A 17,748-nucleotide genomic window follows, 5' to 3' on the forward strand; every position below is an offset into this window, starting at 1 on the left:
ACTCCGGCGCCCCGGGCAACAGGTTTTCCGGCGCTCACCAGCGCGACGGCGGAGGTGACGTCAGCAGATCGGCCAGGCGCGACAGCCGGTCCCGGAAGCGACGGTGTGCCCGCGGGGCCGGCAGCACGTTCTCCCCGGCCGCCGCGCTCACCAGATGCTGCACCGTGTCCAGATCCAGGTCCGTGTCCCCCGGCACCGTCAGCGCCTCGTGCGCCAGGGCCACGAGGTCGCGGTCCCCGGAGTCCAGCGCCAGCACCGTCGCCCCGGCCCGGCGCGCGTCATGGACCCGTTCCAGCAGCCCGGCCTCCGGCGCGGCGGGCGACACCACCAGCAGCGTCTCCCCGCGGCGCGCCGCAGACAGCCGTCCGAGCCCCACCGCCAGATGCGCCGGGTCCGAGGTCCGCGCCGCGTGCCGGACCAGCGTCGGGGACAGCTCCGGCGTGCCCGACCAGGCCGCCTCGTCCACCAGATGCGCGGCCAGATGCCAGGGCTCGTACTCCTCGGTGCCGACCAGCAGCAGCCCGCCCCCGTGCGACACCACGGAACCGCGCAGGGTCCCCGCGAACCGCCGCGTGGCAGCCGGCCACTCGGTCCCGGCGAGCACTTCCCGCAGCAACGCGACCCGTACGGCGTCCATGCGACCGCATCCTGCCGCAACCGGTCACTCGTGACCCGGAGTTCACCCCGAATTCGCCCGACCCGGGCATGGAGCCGAACCACGGTTCACGACCGTCGCGCCACGCTCCACCGCCGCCTTGTCCGAGGAGCCGCATGACCGAGAAGAGCGCAGCCGCAGCCGGGAGGGCGCAGTCCCCCGGGTCCACCGGGTCTGCCGAGTCTCCCGCGTCCATGGAGTCCCCCGCGCCTGTCGCCGGATCCGTCCCCTTCCGGGCGGGCCGTGAGGGATACGCCAGTTACCGGATCCCCGCCGTCGTCGCGACCCGGGCCGGCACGCTTCTCGCCTTCTGCGAAGGGCGGGTGACCTCCGCCGCCGACCACGGGCACATCGACATCGTGCTCAAACGGTCCAGGGACGGCGGCCGCACCTGGGGCCCGCTCCAGGCCGTCGCCCACAACGGGACCGGGCTGGCCGGCAACCCCGCGCCGGTCGTCCTGGACACCGGCCGCATCCTGCTCGTCCATGTCCGCGCGGCGGCCGGCGCGACGGAGGACGCCGTCCTGCGCGGGAAGGTCAAGCCCGCCGACGGGCGCCGCGTCTGGATGCAGCACAGCGACGACGACGGACTGACCTGGTCCGGCCTCAAAGAGATCACCGCCCAGGTCAAGAAGCAGGGCTGGCGCTGGTACGCCACCACCCCCGGGCACGCCCTCCAGCTCACCTTGGGCCGCGTGCTCGTCCCCGGCAACCACACCCTCGCGCCCACCGGCGGCGACACCGGCGCCGAGGCCAGGTACAACAGCGGCCACTGCCTGCTCAGCGACGACCGCGGCGAGAGCTGGTACCTCGGATACCTCGACGAGAACACCAACGGCTACATCAACGTCAACGAGACCACGGCGGCCGAACTCCCCGACGGCCGCGTCTACTTCAACACCCGCAACGACTCCCCGTCCCCCGGCAACCGCGCCGACGCCCACTCCGCCGACGGCGGCCGCACCCTGGTCAGGCCCTTCCGCCCGCAGGCGGGGCTCGTCGCGCCCGTCTGCCAGGCCAGCGTGCTGCAACTGCGCGACCCCGACCTGCTGTTGTTCTCCGGCCCCGCGGACCCCGCCTTCCGCGCCCTGATGACCGTGCGCGTCTCCGCCGACGCGGGGACCACCTGGCGGGCCGCGTACACCGTCGACGGACTGCCCGCCGCGTACTCCGACCTGGTCCGCGTGGACGCCGCGACCGTCGGCCTGCTCTACGAGACCGGAGACTTCGGCGCCTACGAGACGATCACCTTCCGCCGGATCCCCGTGGCGGCTCTCACCTGAGCGGCGGGCCGGACCGCGGCGCACGTAGAGTCGGCCCATGACCTCTAGCGACAGTGCACCCAAGGCCCCCGCCAAGGACCCCTGGGACCTCCCCGACGTCTCCGGGCTCGTCGTCGGCGTGCTCGGCGGTACCGGGCCGCAGGGCAAGGGCCTCGCCTACCGGCTCGCCAGGGCCGGCCAGAAGGTGATCATCGGCTCCCGCGCCACGGAACGCGCCGAGGCCGCCGCCGGACAGCTCGGCCACGGCATCGAGGGCGCCGACAACGCCGAGACCGCGCGCCGCAGCGACCTCGTGATCGTCGCCGTGCCGTGGGAGGGCCACGGCACGCTCCTCGCGTCCCTGCGCGAGGAACTGGCCGGCAAGCTCGTCGTCGACTGCGTCAACCCGCTCGGCTTCGACAAGAAGGGCGCGTTCGCGCTCAAGCCCGAGGAGGGCAGCGCCGCCGAACAGGCCGCGGCGCTGCTCCCGGACTCGCGTGTCGCCGCCGCCTTCCACCATCTGTCCGCCGTCCTCCTGGAGGACCCGGACATCGAGCGGATCGACACCGACGTCATGGTCCTCGGCGAGGAGCGTGCCGATGTCGAGATCGTGCAGGCGCTGGCCGGCCGCATCCCCGGCATGCGCGGCATCTTCTCCGGGCGGCTGCGCAACGCCCACCAGGTCGAGGCGCTCACGGCGAACCTGATCTCCGTCAACCGGCGGTACAAGGCGCACGCCGGGCTGAGGGTGACCGACGTCTAGCGGGCCCCGGGGCATGGGGGACACTGGACGCCGTACCACCGCGTACGACCACACACCGTCCGTCCGTCAGGAGCCGCCCCCCATGCCCCGCCTAGCCTTCTACGCCCTCGCCGTGTGCGTCCTGTCCGCCGTCGCGGCCGTCGTCTCCTTCGTCCAGGGCAGCTGGCTGGGAATCGTCTGGGTGCTGCTCGCCGGTGTGTCGTCCAACATGACCTGGTACTACGTGCGCCGGGGCCGCAGCGGGGGCCGTTCGGTCACGGGCTGACGCAGCCGTCGGGCACAGGCTTCCAGAAGCGGTACAGCTCCCAGCCGCAGGCGCTGTGCAGGTTGTCGATGCCCAGCGCGTTCAGGACCGAGTTGATCGCGTCGAAGAACGCGTTGCCCACCGACGGGATCCCCAGGATCGCGAACACGGCGAGCAGGCCGAACGGCGCGAAGGGCTCCACCTGCCGCTTGATGTCGTACGGCAGCCAGGGCTCGAGCACCCCGTAGCCGTCCAGGCCCGGCACCGGCAGGAAGTTCAGGATCGCGGCCGTCACCTGGAGCAGGGCCAGCAGGGCCAGCGCGAACTGGAACTCGGCGGGCACCCCGTCCAGTGCGTGCAGCCAGAACGGGGCCGTGCACACCACCGCGAACAGCACGTTGGTCAGCGGGCCCGCCGCCGAGATCAGGCTCTGCCGCCAGCGGCCCCGGATCCGGCCCCGCTCGATGAAGACCGCGCCGCCCGGCAACCCGATCCCGCCCATGATCAGGAAGACCACCGGCAGTACGACGCTCAGCAGCGCGTGGGTGTACTTCAGCGGGTTGAGCGTGAGATAGCCCTTCGCGCCGACCGAGATGTCGCCGCCGTGCAGGGCGGTGCGCGCGTGCGCGTACTCGTGCAGGCACAGCGAGACGATCCAGGCGGCCGTCACGAACAGGAACACGGCGACACCCGGCCGCGCGGCGAAGCCGCTCCAGGTGGCCCAGCCGGTGACCGCCGTCACGGCCAGCAGCCCCACGAAGACGGGGCTGATCCTCCGGTCGCTGCGCCGGGTGGCGGCGGTGGTCATGGTGCTCCCTGGACTCGAGAAGGGTACGGACGGCCCGACCGTACCCGCCACGCCGGGAAAACGTCTCGCCCTGCGGTCCGAGTTCCGCAAAGGTGGGGGCGTGGGGATGTGGCAGGTGTTCTACGCGGACTGGCAGATGGAGTGCTGCGGCACGCCGTTCTCCGTGGGGGAGGAGGTGAGCTGGCCGTTGCTGCTCATGGACGCCGAGGACGTGCTCGGCGGCGGCTGGGACGAGCCGCTCGGCACCCTGGCCGCGCCGGTGGCCCAGGAGCGCGAGGCGGCAGGCGCGCTCCGGCTGGTGCGGGCGGCGGACGGGCTGGTTGCCGCGGTGCCCGAGGACACCGCGGCGGCGGACGGCCGCCGGCGCGGCCTGCTCTGTGTCGAGCGTCACAGCGACCGCTGGGCCGAGACCACCGGCCGGGTGCGCGCCGTCCGGCTGGTGCATCAGGTCTGGGCTCCGGTCTCGCCCGGCTCGCGCACGCATGTGCCCGTTCCCGGCGGGCGCTGGCTGGAGGACGTGTACCGCTGTCCGCGCTGGTTCGGCGAGGGGCGGTCGGGCGTCCTCGTCGACCTCGACGTGTACGGTGCCGCCCCGCCGGGACCGTGACCGGCCCGCGCATCCGGCCGCTCTCCCGCCCTCGTCCCGGCTCCCGGTCTCGCCGGGGCCGGGGCTCCCCCGGGCCGGGCGGTCCGCCCCTTCGCTGCCACCGGAGACAATGAACCCCGTGCGCTATCGCATTCTCGGCACCACCCAGGCACTCCGCACCGACGGCACGCCCGTCCCGGTCGGCGGGGCCCGGCTGCGTGCCCTGCTGACCGTGCTCGCGCTGAGGGCCGGCCGGCCGGTCCCCGTCGCCCTGCTCGTCGACGAGGTGTGGGACGGCGACCCGCCCGCCGACGCCACCGGTGCCGTCCAGGCGCTGGTCGGGCGGCTGCGCCGGACGCTCGGGCCGGACGCGGTGGAGTCCGCGGACGGCAGCTACCGGCTGGCGGCGGCCCCGGACGACGTCGATCTGCACCGTTTCGAGCGGCTCACCGGCGAGGGCCTGCGCGCGCTGGCCGACGGCGACCCCGGGAAGGCGGCGGTCGTGCTCGACGACGCCCTCGCCCAGTGGCACGGGCCCGCCCTCGCCGACCTCCCGGACCGGGCGGTCGAGGTGTCCCGCTGGGAGACCCGCCGCCTCGACGCGCGGCGCGCCCGCCTCGCGGCGGCCCTCGCCCTCGGCGACGGGGAGCAGTACCTGCCCGAGCTGACCGCCCTGTGCGACCTCCACCCGTTCGACGAGTCCCTCCAGGTGCTGCGGCTGCGCGCGTTGCGCGACGCGGGCCGTCCGGCGGAGGCACTGGCCGCCTACGACGCCGTACGACGGCTGCTGGCGGACCGCCTCGGGTCCGACCCCGGGCCCGAACTGCGGGAGCTGCACGGGGAGCTGCTGCGCGGACAGGTGCCGCACACCCCGGCACCCGCACCGCCCGCCGCCCCGCACGCAGACGTACCGGTGACCGCCGTCGCGCCCCTCGGCGGCGCGAGCCTCGCCGTGGCACCCCGCCCCGGCAACCTCCGGGCCCGTCTCACCTCCTTCGTCGGGCGGGACACCGACATGGAGACCCTGCGCGACGACCTCGCGGCCGCGCGGCTCGTCACTCTGCTCGGGCCCGGCGGCGCCGGGAAGACGCGGCTGTCGCAGGAGGCCGCCGAGGCCGTGGCGCGGGAGACACCGGACGGGGTGTGGCTGGCCGAGCTGGCGCCCGTCGACGACCCGGAGGCGGTGCCCGAGGCCGTGCTGACCGCCGTCGGGGCACGCGAGACGGTGCTGCGCGGCGCGGGCGCCGAGGAGATGCGCGCCGTCACCGACCGGCACGACGACCCGGTCCAGCGGCTCGCCGAGCACTGCGCGCGCCGCCGGATGCTGCTCATCCTCGACAACTGCGAACACGTCGTGGACGCCGCCGCCCGCCTCGTCGAGCACCTCCTCCAGCACTGTCCCGGGCTGACGGTCCTCGCCACCAGCCGCGAACCCCTCGGCGTACCTGGGGAGTTGCTGCGCCCCGTCGAGCCGCTTCCGCAGCCGCACGCGCTGAAGCTGCTCGCCGACCGCGGCGCCGCCGCCCGGCCCGGCTTCCGGGTCGACGCCGACGAGGACACCGCCGCTGCCGCCGCGGAGATCTGCCGCCGCCTGGACGGACTGCCGCTCGCCATCGAACTGGCGGCGGCCCGGCTGCGGATGCTGTCGCCGCGCCAGATCGCCGACCGGCTCGACGACCGCTTCCGGCTGCTCACCTCCGGCAGCCGCACCCTGCTCCCCCGGCAGCAGACCCTGCGGGCCGTGGTCGACTGGTCCTGGGACCTCCTCGACGCGGACGAGCGCGCGGTGCTGTGCCGGCTGTCCGTCTTCGCCGGCGGCTGCGACCTCACCGCCGCCGAGGCCGTGTGCGGCCCCGTCGCACTGGAGGTGCTCGGCTCGCTCGTCGACAAGTCCCTCGTGGTGGCGGCCCCTTCGGGCGACGGGGAGATGCGCTACCGGCTGCTGGAGACCGTCGCCGAGTACGCGGGCGAACAGCTCGACGAGTCGGACGACCGGTCCGCCGCGGAGCGCGCCCACCTCACCTACTACCGCGAACTGGCCCGCACCACGGACCCGTTGCTGCGCTCGTCCACCCAGCGCGCGGCGATCGAACGGTTCCAGGTGGAGTACGAGAACCTGCGCACCGCCCTGCGCCGCGCCGTCGCCGACCGCGACGAGCAGGAGGCGTTGTGCCTGCTGCACTCCCTGGCCTGGTACTGGCAGATCCGCGATCAGCGCGTCGAGTCCCGCACCTGGTCCACCGCGGTCATCGCGCTCGGCCCCGATCCCTTCGCGGCGCCCGCCCGGCCGGTGCCGGACCTCCCCGAGAGCTGCACCGACGTCCCGCCGCCGATGCGCCCGGAGATCCTCCAGGAGGCCCGCCGCGGCGCCCATCTCGTCCATTTCGCCACGGACGTGGAGTTCCAGTCGTGGGACACCTTCGAGGGAAAGGAGAAGCTGCGCGTCGTCTGCGAGACCTACCGCCCCGGTCAGCCCCAGACCTGCCGGTTCCCCGGCTTCCTGTGGTTCTACGCCGTCGTGCTCAGCGGTGACCTCGACCGTATGCGCGAGCTCCTCGACGAGTCCGTCCGCACCTGCCGCGAGCTGGGCTACACCTGGGAGCTGGCCCAGGTCCTTCAGCTGCGCGCCAACATCCTCGCCAACCGCACCCACTGGGCGGGGGACGCGACCCGGGACGCGGACGAGGCGCTGGAGATCTTCCGCCGGCTCGGGGACGCCTGGGGCGCGGCCGAGGCCCTGTCCGCCCGCGGGGAGGCCCGCGAACGGCGTGGCGACTACCTGCCCGCCGCCGACGACTACCGGGCCGCCCGGGAGTACGCCGAACGGCTCGGCGCCCACTCCCAGATGTCCGTGCTCGACGCCCGTCTCGGCGGTGTGCTGCTGGAGGCCGGGCAGGGCGAACCGGGGGAGCGGCTGCTGCGCCAGGTCATCGAGGAAGTCCGCGACACGACGAACGACGCCAATCCGTTCGCACGGCTGTCCCTGGCGATGTGGTTCAGCCGCACCGGACGGGTGCCCGAGGCACGCGAGCAGGTACGCCTGCTGCGCGGCGAGTTCAGAGCCCTCGCCTTCCCGGTCTTCGAGGGCATCGTGCTCGGTCTGGAGGCCTGGCTGGACCTGCTGGAGGAGCGGTACCCCGAGGCCCTGGCCACGGCGCGGCGGGCGCTCGAGCGGGCCGGGGACCGGATGGCGATGGTGGTGGCGCCGCATCAGATCTCGATTCACCTGACGACCGCCGCGACGGCGCTCGCGGGTGCGGACGGCGGGAGCCGTGCCCGGGACGGGGCGGTCTGCCTGGGGGCCGCCGACGCTCTGCTGCCGCCCGGCCACTTCCCGGGAACGGCGGAGCGCGAGGCCCGGGCCGTGGCGGAGGCGCAGGTGCGGGCGGTGCTGGGCGACGCGGAGTACGAGGCCGCGTACGCCGAGGGCGGCGGCCTCTCCATGGAGGAGGCCACCGCCCTCGTCTGACGCGGACCGGTGTACCGCGGGGCAGGCCGGTTCTCGGCCGTGGACGTCAGCTCTTGGTCGTGAACTTGCGGATGGCGATGGGGGCCATCACCAGCGTGAGCAGGGCCGACCAGGCCAGGGTCATCAGCACGTCGTGGGTGACCGGCTCATGGCCGTTCATCAGGCCGCGGGCCGCGTCGGCGAGCGACGACAGCGGGTTGTAGTCGGTGAAGGCCTGGAGCCAGCCCGGCATGGTCCTGGTCGGGGCGAAGATCGACGAACCGAACTGCAGCGGCATCAGCACGAGAAACCCCATTCCCTGGACGGCCTGGGCGCTCTTCATCACCACGCCCAGGGTCAGAAAGATCCACATGACTCCGAAGCCGAAGACCATCGACAGACCGATGGCCGCGAACAGGCCGGGCACGTTCGACACCGACAGGCCGAGCAGGAAGCCCACCACGAGCAGGACCGCCGTGGCGACCAGCATCCGCCCGATCTCCACGGTGATCTTGGCGATCAGGACGGAACCCCGGCTGATGGGCAGGGACCGGAAGCGGTCCATCACGCCCTTCTGGAAGTCCTCGTTGAATCCGGTGCCGACGCCCTGGGCGATGTTCATGCCCATCATCGCCATCAGTCCGGGGACCACGTAGTTCACATACGCGTGCCGGTTGCCGGACCCGGCGATCGCGCCGCCGAAGACGAACACGAACAGCAGGCAGAAGACGATCGGGAACAGGATCGCGTCGAACATCGACTCCGGGTCCTGGCGGATCCACAGCAGATTGCGGCGGACCAGGGCGCCGATGTGGCGCAGATTGCCGCGCAGCCCTATGCGGCCGTCGGCGACCGGTGCGGGGGATGCGGTGACGGTGGCCGTGCTCATGCGGCGACCTCTTCTCGGGCGGGGGACGCGTCCTGCGGGGCACTGGCCTTGTGGCCGGTGAGGGACAGGAACACCTCGTCCAGGCTGGGCAGTTCGGTAGCGATGCCGGCGAGTGTGATGCCGCGGGCGGTGAGCGCGCCGACCACCGCGGTCAGCTGCTCGTCGCTGAGGATCGGTACGAGGACGGTGCCGCTCTCGGCGTCCACGGTCGCCTTGCCGGGACCGGTGAGGCCGAACTCGTCGAGCGCGGTGGCCGTGGGGCGCAGCTCCATCGGGTCCGCCGGGCGGATGCGCAGCGTACGGCCGCCGACCTTGGCCTTCAGGTCGTCGATGCGGCCGCCGGCGATGACCTTGCCGCGGTCGATGACGGTCAGTTCGGAGGCGAGCTGCTCGGCCTCCTCCATGTACTGGGTGGTGAGCAGCACGGTCGCGCCCTCGGTGACCATGCGCTTGACCTCGGTCCACACCTCGTTCCGGGTGCGGGGGTCGAGACCCGTGGTGGGCTCGTCCAGGTAGAGGACGGCCGGGTGCCCGATCATCGAGGCGGCGAGGTCCAGCCGTCGCCGCATACCGCCGGAGTAGGTGCGCACCGGGCGTTTGGCGGCCTCGGTGAGCGAGAACCGCTCCAGGAGTCCGTCGGCCCGGGCCCGCGCCTCCTTGCGGGGCAGGTCGAGGAGCCGGCCGATCATGTACAGGTTCTCGAAGCCGGAGAGCTTCTCGTCGACCGAGGCGTACTGGCCGGTGAGGCCGATCACGCGCCGGGTCTGGCGGGGCTGGCGGACGACGTCGTAGCCGGCGACCACGGCGTGGCCGGCGTCGGGGGTGATGAGGGTGGACAGGCAGCGGACCAGGGTGGTCTTGCCGGCGCCGTTCGGCCCGAGCACGCCGAGGACGGTGCCCTCGCGCACGTCGAGGTCGACGCCGTCCAGCGCCTTGGTCTCGCCGTAGTGCTTGACCAGCCCCCGTACGGTGACGGCCGCGTCCCGGGCGGCGTCGGTGGGGTTCTTGTCGATTCGCGTCATGCCGACCAAGGTGCCAGCCGCCACCGACAAACCGCCTACAGGCCGCCGACAGCAGTGCCTACAGCCGCCGACAGATCGCCTACCGCACAACGCGACAGCCCGCCGACGGGGGAAGATCGGCGGGCTGTCGGGGCGCCCCTCAGGGAGGCGCCGGGAACTGCGCGGCCGGCCTGAAACGGCCCGCAGTGGGTCGGTCAGTGCACCGGGCGGCCGCTCAGTGCACCGAGTGCTCCTCGAGCGGGAACGTTCCGCCCACGACGTCCTCGGCGAACGCCTTCGCCGCGTCGCCCATGACCTGGCGCAGATCGGCGTACTTCTTCACGAACTTCGGCACCCGGCCACCGGTCAGACCCAGCATGTCGGTCCACACCAGCACCTGCGCGTCCGTCTCGGGACCGGCCCCGATGCCGACGGTCGGGATGTGCAGCGACCGCGTCACCTCGGCCGCGAGCTCCGCCGGGACCAGCTCCAGGACCACCGCGAACGCGCCCGCGTCCTGCACCGCCTTGGCGTCCCGCATCAGCTGCGCGGCGGCCTCCTCGCCGCGGCCCTGCACCCGGTAGCCCATCGCGTTGACGGACTGCGGGGTCAGGCCGATGTGCGCCATGACCGGGATGCCGGACTGCACCAGCAGCTCGATCTGGCCGTGCGAGCGCTCGCCGCCCTCCAGCTTGACCGCGCCGACCCCGGCTTCCTTCACCAGACGGGTGGCCGAGCGCAGCGCCTGCACCGGGCCCTCCTGGTAGGAGCCGAAGGGCAGGTCGCCGACGATCAGGGCGCGCTGGGTGCCCCGTACGACCGCGGCGGAGAGCATGGTCATCTCGTCGAGGGTGACGGGTACGGTCGTCTCGTACCCGAGGTGGCAGTTGCCCGCCGAGTCACCGACGAGCATGACCGGGATGCCGGCCTCGTCGAACACGGACGCGGTCATCGCGTCGTAGGCGGTGAGCATGGGCCACTTCTCGCCGCGCTCCTTGGCGGCGGCGATGTCGCGGACGGTGATGCGGCGGGTGCTCTTTCCCCCGTACAGCGCCTTGCTGCTGTCGGAGGGCTTGAGCGCTCCCTGTGCGGGCTGCTCCTGGGCAGCGGAAAGCTGCGTCATCGCAACGGCTCCTTCGGTCATCTCGAGGCACCCTGACGGCGTCCCCGGATCACCCCCATGGTGGCACCTCGTGCCACGCGCGGCTAGTGGGGGTATGCGCCACGCGGCACCCGCGACACCGGGCCCGCGAACGTGGCACGCTCGGCCCGTTTCCCGTTTCAATCGCAGGGAACTCAAGGTCTTGTAAAGGATTTAGATACGAGACCGTTCCGTTTCATAAATGCCCTACGCTCATGCCCATGACTACTCCCACTGCCTCTGTCGAACGGCGGGTGCCGGAGGCGGTGCATCGGCGCCGATGGGCCATCCTCGGCGTACTGATGCTCAGCCTGCTGATCGTGGTGCTCGACAACTCGATCCTGAACGTCGCCATCAAGACGATCTCCACCCCGGCGCCGACCGGTCTCGGCGCCACCCAGAGCGAGCTGGAGTGGGCCATCAACGCCTACACCCTCGTGTTCGCCGGGTTGCTGTTCACCGCGGGCCTCCTCGGCGACCGCCTGGGCCGGAAGAAGACGCTGCTGGCCGGTCTCGTCGTGTTCGGCGCGGGCTCGGCGCTCGCGGCCGAGTCGGGCTCCCCGGCCCAGCTCATCGCGTTCCGCGCGCTCATGGGCCTCGGTGCGGCCTTCGTGATGCCCGCGACGCTCGCGGTCCTCATGAACGTCTTCGAGCGTGACGAGCAGCCCAAGGCCATCGGCATCTGGGCCGGCGGCGTCGGCCTCGCGATCGCGATAGGCCCGATCACCGGCGGTGTGCTTCTCGCCCACTTCTGGTGGGGCTCGGTCTTCCTGATCAACGTGCCGATCGTGGTCCTCGCGCTGGGCCTGATGATCTGGCTGGTCCCCGACTCCCGCGACCCCCGCCCCGGCCGGGTCGACATCGTCGGCGTGGTCCTGTCGGTCGTGGGCCTGGTCCTGCTCGTCTACGGCATCATCAAGGGCGGCCAGCTCGCCGACTTCGGCGACGCCAAGGTGCTGGCGACGATCGCCGCCGGTCTCGCCGTCCTCGCGCTCTTCGTGGTGTACGAGAAGCGCAGCGACCACCCGTCCATCGACGTCACCTACTTCCGGAACAAGGTCTTCTCCGCCGCCATCGCCGCGATCGCGCTGGTCTTCTTCGCGCTGATGGGTGTGACCTTCTTCTCCGTCTTCTACACCCAGAGCGTCCGGGGCTACTCGGCGCTGCAGACGGGTCTGCTGATGCTGCCGCTGGCCGCCGCGCAGATGATCTTCGCCCCGCGCGCCCGGCTGCTGGTGGACCGGTTCGGCAACCGGGCCACGACCACCGCCGGCATGATCGTCATCGCCGCGATGCTCGCCGCGTTCGCCACCCTGAAGGCGGACACGCCCATCTGGATCCTGGAAGTCGTCTTCTTCCTCATGGGCACCGGCATGGCCCACATCATGACGCCGACCAGCGTCGTCATCATGCAGGCGCTGCCGCGCGAGAAGGCGGGCTCCGCGTCCGCGCTGAGCAACACCTTCCGCCAGGTCGGCGGCGCGCTCGGCATCGCCGTGCTCGGTTCCGTGCTGTCGACGACGTACCGCACCAGCATCGAGGACAAGCTCTCCCTCCTCCCGGCGGGCATCCGGCACACCGCCGGCGAGTCGATCGAGGCGACGCTCGGCGTGGCCGCCAAGCTCGGCCCGAACGGCAAGGCCCTCGTCACCCCGGCCAACGACGCCTTCCTGCACGCGATGCATGTGACGGCGCTGTGGGGATCGGGCGTGGCGGTGATCGGCGCGATCGTGGTGGCGCTGTTCCTGCCCGGGAAGGCGCCTGTGGGACAGAGCGGCAAGGAGGAGGAGCAACTGGTCGCCGCGGACCACTGACGACCACTGACAGCACGTCATCGACCGGGCACCGGCGGGGTGCCGGTGCCCGGCACGGCGCGCACCGGGGAGAATGATCCCCAGCGAGCAAGGACGGAGTGCAATGTGAGCCTCGCCGGCAGCCGGCCCCACCGAGACCTCCCCACACGCGGACGCCCCCGCAGCGAGGCCGTCGAACGGGCCATCATCGAAGGTGTGATGAAGCTCATCGAGGAGGGAGTGCCCCTCGCGGACCTCTCCATAGAGCGCATCGCCCGCACCGCCGGCGTCGGCAAGGCCACCATCTACCGCCGGTGGGACAACAAGGAGGACCTCTTCGTCGACGTGCTGCGCGCCGCCGAGCCCGAGGGGCCCGAACTGCCCGGCACGTCCCTGCGCGAGGACCTCGTCGTGCTCCTGGAGTCGCTGCGGCAGCGCGGCGTGGCCACCCGCTCCTCGGCGATCCTGCGCAACGTGTACGCCCAGATAAAGAGCAGCCCCAAGATCTGGGCCGCCTACCACTCCACCGTCGTCGCCCCCCGCCGCCGGCTCGGGCTGGAAGTCCTGCGCCGCGGACAGGAGAACGGCGAACTGCGCGGGGACGTGGACATCGAGCTGATGAACGACATCTTCGTCGGTCCCCTGCTGGTGCGTTCCATGCTGCGTCCCGACGCCGAGCTGGAGGAGGGCCTCGCCGAGCAGGTCGTCGACACGGTCCTCGAAGGACTACGGCCCGTCAGCTCCCGGTAGCCGGGCCGGTGCCGGGGCACCGGCCGGTATGTGCAGGTTTTGTCACAGAAGGCCCTTCTGGCGCCCTCGGCCGGAACTCTCGCGGCCGCCCCGCCCGTCCTCGTCCGCGAACGGCCGTCATGGGACGGCGGAACCGAGCCGATCATCCCCTAGGGTCATGTCCGGGGGGACGACGGTGTGCACGGCAGGGTGTGAGGCGGCATATGGCGCAGGCGTACATGACGGAGACGGGTGGCGGCGGCACGGATCCCCACCGCCCAGGATCCCGGCTCCGGCGCCTGCGACAGGGTCTGCGCGACCGCGGCATCTGGCGCCGCGGCCTCGTGCCGGCCGCTCTCGCCGTGCTGCTCGCGCTGGTGATGCTGCTGCACGCGCGGATCCCCAACGACATCGGCAACCTCGGCAGTCTCACCGAGACGTTTCTGCCCTGGCTCGGGGTCGTGGGCGTCCCGCTGCTGCTGATCCTCGCGCTGGTGCGCAAGTCGGCGACCGCGCTGATCGCCGTGCTGCTGCCCGCCGTGGTCTGGCTGAACCTCTTCGGCGGGCTGCTCGGCGACAAGACCGGCACCGGCGGCGACCTGACCGTCGCCACCCACAACGTCAACGCCGAGAACCCCGACCCCGCCGGCACCGCCCGCGCGGTCGCCGCCTCCGGTGCGGACGTGCTGGCGCTGGAGGAGCTGAAGGCCTCCGCGGTCCCGGTCTACGAGCAGGCGCTGGCGTCGACGTACAAGTACCACTCGGTGCAGGGCACGGTCGGCCTGTGGAGCAAGTACCCGCTCGTCCATGTGAGGCCCGTGGACATCAAACTGGGCTGGACCCGTGCCATGCGGGCCACCGTCCAGGCGCCCGCGGGTGAGGTCGCCGTCTACGTCGCCCACATGCCCTCGGTGCGGGTCAAGCTGGCGGCCGGGTTCACCGCACGCCAGCGCGACACCAGCGCGGACGCGCTCGGCGAGGCCATCGCCGACGAGAGCCTGAGCCGGGTGATCCTGCTCGGCGACCTCAACGGCACCATGAACGACCGCGCCCTGAACGCCGTCACCTCGCAGATGCGCTCCACCCAGGGCGCGGTGGGCAGCGGCTTCGGGTTCAGCTGGCCGGCGTCCTTCCCGATGGCGCGGATCGACCAGATCATGGTCCGGGGCCTGGATCCGGTCAGCTCGTGGACCCTGCCGCGCACGGGGAGCGACCACCTTCCGATCGCGGCCCGTGTGAAGCTCGACGGGCAGTCCTGAGCGGAGCCATGGCCACCGGAATACTGGGCGTGAGACCCTTTGTTCCGTAGGGGAACTTACGAACCGCCTCCGGCAGAACTCCGCTCTGAAAGGTCCCTCATGCCCCTGGCCCTGCTCGCCCTCGCCGTGGGCGCCTTCGGCATCGGCACCACCGAGTTCGTGATGATGGGCCTGCTGCCCAATGTCGCGGACGACCTGCACATATCCATCCCCACCGCCGGGCACCTGGTCTCGGCCTACGCGCTGGGCGTGGTGATCGGCGCGCCGCTGCTCGCCGCGGTCACCTCCCGGCTCGCCCGCCGCACGGTCCTCATCGGCCTGATGGCCCTGTTCGTGGTGGGCAACGCGCTCTCGGCCCTCGCGCCCGGCTACGACGCGCTGCTCGCGGCCCGCTTCCTGAGCGGACTGCCGCACGGCGCCTTCTTCGGCGTCGGCGCGGTCGTCGCGACCGGCCTGGTCGCCCCCGAGCGCAAGGCCCGCTCGGTCTCGCTGATGTTCATGGGCCTCACCGTCGCCAACGTCGCCGGTGTCCCCGTCGCCACCCTGATGGGCCAGCACCTGGGGTGGCGGGCGACGTTCCTCGGGGTCAGCGTGATCGGCGTGGCAGCGATCGTGTCGCTCGCCCTGCTGATCCCGCGCGACCACACCCACGCCCCGGCGGGCGGCCTGCGGGGCGAACTCGCCGCGCTGCGCTCCCTGCCGGTCTGGCTGGCGCTGGGCACGACGGTGGCGGGCTTCGGCGCGCTGTTCGCGGCGTACAGCTACATCACACCGATGCTGACGGACGCGGCGGGTTACGCGGACGGCAGCGTGACCCTGCTGCTGGCCCTGTTCGGCGTGGGCGCGACGATCGGCAACCTGGTGGGCGGCCGGCTCGCGGACCACTCGCTGCGCGGCACCCTCTTCGGCGGCCTGCTCGCGCTGGCGGTGGTGCTGGGGCTGTTCCCACTGCTCATGCACGCCGAGTGGAGCGCGGCGGTGGCCGTGGTGCTGCTCGGGACGGCCGCGTTCGTCACCGGCTCCCCGCTCCAGCTGATGGTGATGGAGAAGGCGTCCGCCGCCCCCTCCCTCGCCTCCTCGGCCAACCAGGCGGCCTTCAACCTGGCCAACGCGGGCGGTGCCTGGATCGGCGGCCTCGCCCTGGCCGCGGGCCTCGGTGCCACCTCCCCGGCGCTCGCGGGCGCGGCCCTGGCGGTGCTGGGCCTCGCGGTGGCGGGGGTCGCCTACGCGGTGGACCGCCGCCGGAGCGCTCCGGCGACCGCGCGGGAACGCCTGGTGGCGGCGCACGTACCGGAGCACCCGCAGAGCGTGCGCGGCTGACGGACCGGGCGGCACACGAACGCCGCCGTGGAGACCACGGCGCCCCCGGCGTTCGTGTCACGTGTGCTCGCGCCAGCGGTTGGTGATCGGCAGCCGGCGGTCCTTGCCGAAGCCCTTCGCCGAGATCTTCGTGCCCGGCGGGTACTGCCGGCGCTTGTACTCGGCCGTGTCGACCATCCGCAGCGTCCGCACCACCAGCTCCCGGTCGAAGCCCGCCGCCACGATGGCGTCCGCCCCCTGGTCCCGGTCCACGTACAGATCCAGGACCGCGTCCAGGACCGGGTAGTCGGGCAGCGAGTCGGTGTCGACCTGGTCCGGGCGCAGCTCCGCGCTCGGCGGCTTGGTGATCGAGTTCTCCGGGATCGGCGGCGTCTGGCCCCGCTCGGCCGCCGCACGGTTGCGCCACCGCGCCAGCTGGAAGACCGACGTCTTGTACACGTCCTTGATCGGGCCGTACGCGCCCACCGAGTCGCCGTACAGCGTCGAGTAGCCCACCGCCAGCTCCGACTTGTTGCCGGGCGCCAGCACGATGTGGCCCTCCTGGTTGGAGACGGCCATCAGCAGCGTGCCGCGCAGCCGGGACTGGAGGTTCTCCTCCGCCAGGCCGGTCAGCCCGAGGGCGTCCATGTAGGCGCCGAACATCGGCTCGATGGGGACGGTACGGAAGTGCAGGCCCGTGCGCCGCGCCAGCTCCGCCGCGTCGTCCCGGGAGTGCCCCGAGGAGTACTTCGACGGCATCGAGACCCCGTACACGTTCTCCGCGCCCACCGCGTCGCACGCGATCGCCGCGACCAGCGCCGAGTCGATACCGCCGGACAGGCCGATGAGCACGGACCGGAAGCCGTTCTTCCGTACATACGCCCTCAGGCCCGTGACCAGCGCCGAGTACACCTCCTCGTGGTCCTCGAGCCGCTGCGCGTATCCGCCCGTCAGCTCGGGCTCGTAGGCCGGCAGCGGCTCCTCGGACAGCACCAGGCGGTCGATGCGCAGCCCGTCGTCCACGACGCCCGCCGGGGCGTCCGGCCGTGCCGCGGGCAGGTCGAGGTCCAGGACCACACAGCCCTCGACGAACTGGGGGGCCCGCGCGATCACCTCGCCGTCCGGGCCGACGACGATCGAGTCCCCGTCGAAGACCAGCTCGTCCTGGCCGCCGATCATGGCGACGTAGGCGGTGGTGCAGCCGGCCTCCTGCGCCCGCTTGCGCACCAGCTCCAGACGTGTGTCGTCCTTCTCGCGCTCGTACGGCGAGGCGTTGATCGACAGCAGCAGCCCGGCCTGCGCGCTGCGCGCGGCCGGCACCCGCCCGCCGTCCTGCCACAGGTCCTCGCAGATGGCGAGCGCGATGTCGATGCCGTGCAGCCGCACCACGGGCATCGTGTCGCCGGGCACGAAGTAGCGGAACTCGTCGAAGACGCCGTAGTTGGGCAGATGGTGCTTGGCGAAGGTGAGGGCGACCTCGCCGCGGTGCAGCACCGCCGCCGCGTTCTGCGGGGCGCCGGCCGGCTGGCCGTACTTCGGCTGGGCGGTCTCGGAGCGGTCCAGATAGCCGACGACCACCGGCAGCTCCCCGAGACCCTCGCCGGCCAGACGCGCGGCAAGGTCCCTCAGAGCCGCGCGCGAGGCCTCCACGAACGACGACCGCAGGGCCAGGTCCTCGACGGGATACCCGGTCAGCACCATCTCGGGGAACGCCACCAGGTGCGCTCCCTGGTCGGCGGAGTGCCGGGTCCAGCGGACGATCGCCTCGGTGTTCGCGGCGATGTCTCCGACGGTCGAGTCGATCTGATTCAGGGCGAGGCGAAGTTGAGGCACCCGCCCAGTGTAATCGTCAGAGAGACGCAATGGGGGCT

Annotated in this window: 15 protein-coding genes; 9 read left to right on the forward strand and 6 right to left on the reverse strand. The window is 72.5% G+C overall.

Annotation, left to right across the window (positions count from 1 at the left end; translation table 11 throughout):
• Positions 1–34: 34 nt before the first annotated feature.
• On the reverse strand, positions 35–637 hold the full coding sequence (locus ACFYX0_RS15400; RefSeq protein ID WP_355916885.1) for a hypothetical protein: 603 nt from the start codon (positions 635–637) through the stop codon (positions 35–37).
• 212 nt (positions 638–849) lie between these two features.
• On the opposite strand from ACFYX0_RS15400, the gene ACFYX0_RS15405 reads away from it, so the two are divergent.
• The 3 genes from ACFYX0_RS15405 to ACFYX0_RS15415 are packed head-to-tail and all read left to right on the forward strand — an operon-like array spanning position 850 to position 2,945.
• Positions 850–1,938 (forward strand): exo-alpha-sialidase, encoded by a 1,089-nt coding sequence (locus ACFYX0_RS15405; protein ID WP_388970567.1) that lies wholly within the window; start codon positions 850–852, stop codon positions 1,936–1,938.
• Between the two features lie 37 nt (positions 1,939–1,975).
• Positions 1,976–2,680: an NADPH-dependent F420 reductase gene (npdG, locus tag ACFYX0_RS15410; protein WP_311690562.1), complete on the forward strand. Its 705-nt coding sequence runs from the start codon at positions 1,976–1,978 to the stop codon at positions 2,678–2,680.
• 13 nt (positions 2,681–2,693) lie between these two features.
• Positions 2,694–2,945: a hypothetical protein gene (locus ACFYX0_RS15415; protein ID WP_355916881.1), complete on the forward strand. Its 252-nt coding sequence runs from the start codon at positions 2,694–2,696 to the stop codon at positions 2,943–2,945.
• Here the strand turns inward: ACFYX0_RS15415 and ACFYX0_RS15420 are convergent.
• Positions 2,935–3,732, reverse strand: a complete 798-nt coding sequence (locus ACFYX0_RS15420; protein WP_355916878.1) for a site-2 protease family protein — start codon at positions 3,730–3,732, stop codon at positions 2,935–2,937. The genes ACFYX0_RS15415 and ACFYX0_RS15420 overlap by 11 nt on opposite strands.
• A gap of 106 nt (positions 3,733–3,838) precedes the next feature.
• Between ACFYX0_RS15420 and ACFYX0_RS15425 the strand changes: the two genes are divergently transcribed.
• Together ACFYX0_RS15425 and ACFYX0_RS15430 are read left to right on the forward strand one after the other, a co-directional pair.
• Positions 3,839–4,339 (forward strand): DUF6578 domain-containing protein, encoded by a 501-nt coding sequence (locus tag ACFYX0_RS15425; protein WP_388970569.1) that lies wholly within the window; start codon positions 3,839–3,841, stop codon positions 4,337–4,339.
• Positions 4,340–4,448: 109 nt separating this feature from the next.
• Positions 4,449–7,787, forward strand: a complete 3,339-nt coding sequence (locus ACFYX0_RS15430; RefSeq protein WP_388970487.1) for a BTAD domain-containing putative transcriptional regulator — start codon at positions 4,449–4,451, stop codon at positions 7,785–7,787.
• 46 nt (positions 7,788–7,833) lie between these two features.
• Here the strand turns inward: ACFYX0_RS15430 and ACFYX0_RS15435 are convergent, their stop codons facing one another.
• The 3 genes from ACFYX0_RS15435 to panB all read right to left on the reverse strand — a co-directional run bounded on the left by ACFYX0_RS15435 (position 7,834) and on the right by panB (position 10,779).
• A complete protein-coding gene (locus ACFYX0_RS15435; protein WP_388970489.1) occupies positions 7,834–8,655 on the reverse strand; it encodes an ABC transporter permease in 822 nt (273 codons plus the stop codon).
• On the reverse strand, positions 8,652–9,677 hold the full coding sequence (locus ACFYX0_RS15440) for an ATP-binding cassette domain-containing protein (RefSeq protein ID WP_355916869.1): 1,026 nt from the start codon (positions 9,675–9,677) through the stop codon (positions 8,652–8,654). Before ACFYX0_RS15440 ends, ACFYX0_RS15435 begins: the two co-directional genes overlap by 4 nt.
• A 214-nt stretch (positions 9,678–9,891) precedes the next feature.
• Entirely contained in the window at positions 9,892–10,779 is an 888-nt protein-coding gene (gene panB, locus ACFYX0_RS15445; RefSeq protein ID WP_388970491.1) for a 3-methyl-2-oxobutanoate hydroxymethyltransferase, read from the reverse strand.
• Between the two features lie 239 nt (positions 10,780–11,018).
• Here panB and ACFYX0_RS15450 point away from each other — a divergent pair, with 239 nt between their 5' ends.
• From ACFYX0_RS15450 to ACFYX0_RS15465, 4 genes are all read left to right on the forward strand, one after another.
• A complete protein-coding gene (locus ACFYX0_RS15450) occupies positions 11,019–12,611 on the forward strand; it encodes an MFS transporter (RefSeq protein ID WP_355916864.1) in 1,593 nt (530 codons plus the stop codon).
• A gap of 105 nt (positions 12,612–12,716) precedes the next feature.
• Positions 12,717–13,340, forward strand: coding sequence for a TetR/AcrR family transcriptional regulator (locus ACFYX0_RS15455; RefSeq protein ID WP_311690577.1), 624 nt, complete (start codon positions 12,717–12,719; stop codon positions 13,338–13,340).
• A 203-nt stretch (positions 13,341–13,543) separates the two neighbouring features.
• Positions 13,544–14,578 carry an endonuclease/exonuclease/phosphatase family protein gene (locus tag ACFYX0_RS15460; protein WP_355916860.1) on the forward strand — a complete coding sequence of 345 codons (1,035 nt, stop codon included), beginning with the start codon at positions 13,544–13,546 and terminating at the stop codon, positions 14,576–14,578.
• A 99-nt stretch (positions 14,579–14,677) separates the two neighbouring features.
• Positions 14,678–15,898 carry an MFS transporter gene (locus tag ACFYX0_RS15465; RefSeq protein WP_388970492.1) on the forward strand — a complete coding sequence of 407 codons (1,221 nt, stop codon included), beginning with the start codon at positions 14,678–14,680 and terminating at the stop codon, positions 15,896–15,898.
• 57 nt (positions 15,899–15,955) lie between these two features.
• On the opposite strand, the gene ACFYX0_RS15470 is transcribed toward ACFYX0_RS15465, so the two are convergent.
• On the reverse strand, positions 15,956–17,710 hold the full coding sequence (locus ACFYX0_RS15470; RefSeq protein ID WP_355916854.1) for an NAD+ synthase: 1,755 nt from the start codon (positions 17,708–17,710) through the stop codon (positions 15,956–15,958).
• Positions 17,711–17,748: the final 38 nt, after the last annotated feature.

It is taken from the genome of Streptomyces sp. NPDC002573 (assembly GCF_042889625.1).
Taxonomy (GTDB): domain Bacteria; phylum Actinomycetota; class Actinomycetes; order Streptomycetales; family Streptomycetaceae; genus Streptomyces; species Streptomyces gibsoniae.

Excerpts from the sequence above, each read along its gene's own strand:
- ACFYX0_RS15400 (WP_355916885.1), bottom strand. The coding sequence starts at position 637 with ATGGACGCCGTACGGGTCGCGTTGCTGCGGGAAGTGCTCGCCGGGACC.
- ACFYX0_RS15405 (WP_388970567.1), top strand. The coding sequence starts at position 850 with ATGGAGTCCCCCGCGCCTGTCGCCGGATCCGTCCCCTTCCGGGCGGGC.
- npdG (WP_311690562.1), top strand. The coding sequence starts at position 1,976 with ATGACCTCTAGCGACAGTGCACCCAAGGCCCCCGCCAAGGACCCCTGG.
- ACFYX0_RS15415 (WP_355916881.1), top strand. The coding sequence starts at position 2,694 with ATGGGGGACACTGGACGCCGTACCACCGCGTACGACCACACACCGTCC.
- ACFYX0_RS15420 (WP_355916878.1), bottom strand. The coding sequence starts at position 3,732 with ATGACCACCGCCGCCACCCGGCGCAGCGACCGGAGGATCAGCCCCGTC.
- ACFYX0_RS15425 (WP_388970569.1), top strand. The coding sequence starts at position 3,839 with ATGTGGCAGGTGTTCTACGCGGACTGGCAGATGGAGTGCTGCGGCACG.
- ACFYX0_RS15430 (WP_388970487.1), top strand. The coding sequence starts at position 4,449 with ATGAACCCCGTGCGCTATCGCATTCTCGGCACCACCCAGGCACTCCGC.
- ACFYX0_RS15435 (WP_388970489.1), bottom strand. The coding sequence starts at position 8,655 with ATGAGCACGGCCACCGTCACCGCATCCCCCGCACCGGTCGCCGACGGC.
- ACFYX0_RS15440 (WP_355916869.1), bottom strand. The coding sequence starts at position 9,677 with ATGACGCGAATCGACAAGAACCCCACCGACGCCGCCCGGGACGCGGCC.
- panB (WP_388970491.1), bottom strand. The coding sequence starts at position 10,779 with ATGACGCAGCTTTCCGCTGCCCAGGAGCAGCCCGCACAGGGAGCGCTC.
- ACFYX0_RS15450 (WP_355916864.1), top strand. The coding sequence starts at position 11,019 with ATGACTACTCCCACTGCCTCTGTCGAACGGCGGGTGCCGGAGGCGGTG.
- ACFYX0_RS15460 (WP_355916860.1), top strand. The coding sequence starts at position 13,544 with ATGGCGCAGGCGTACATGACGGAGACGGGTGGCGGCGGCACGGATCCC.
- ACFYX0_RS15465 (WP_388970492.1), top strand. The coding sequence starts at position 14,678 with ATGCCCCTGGCCCTGCTCGCCCTCGCCGTGGGCGCCTTCGGCATCGGC.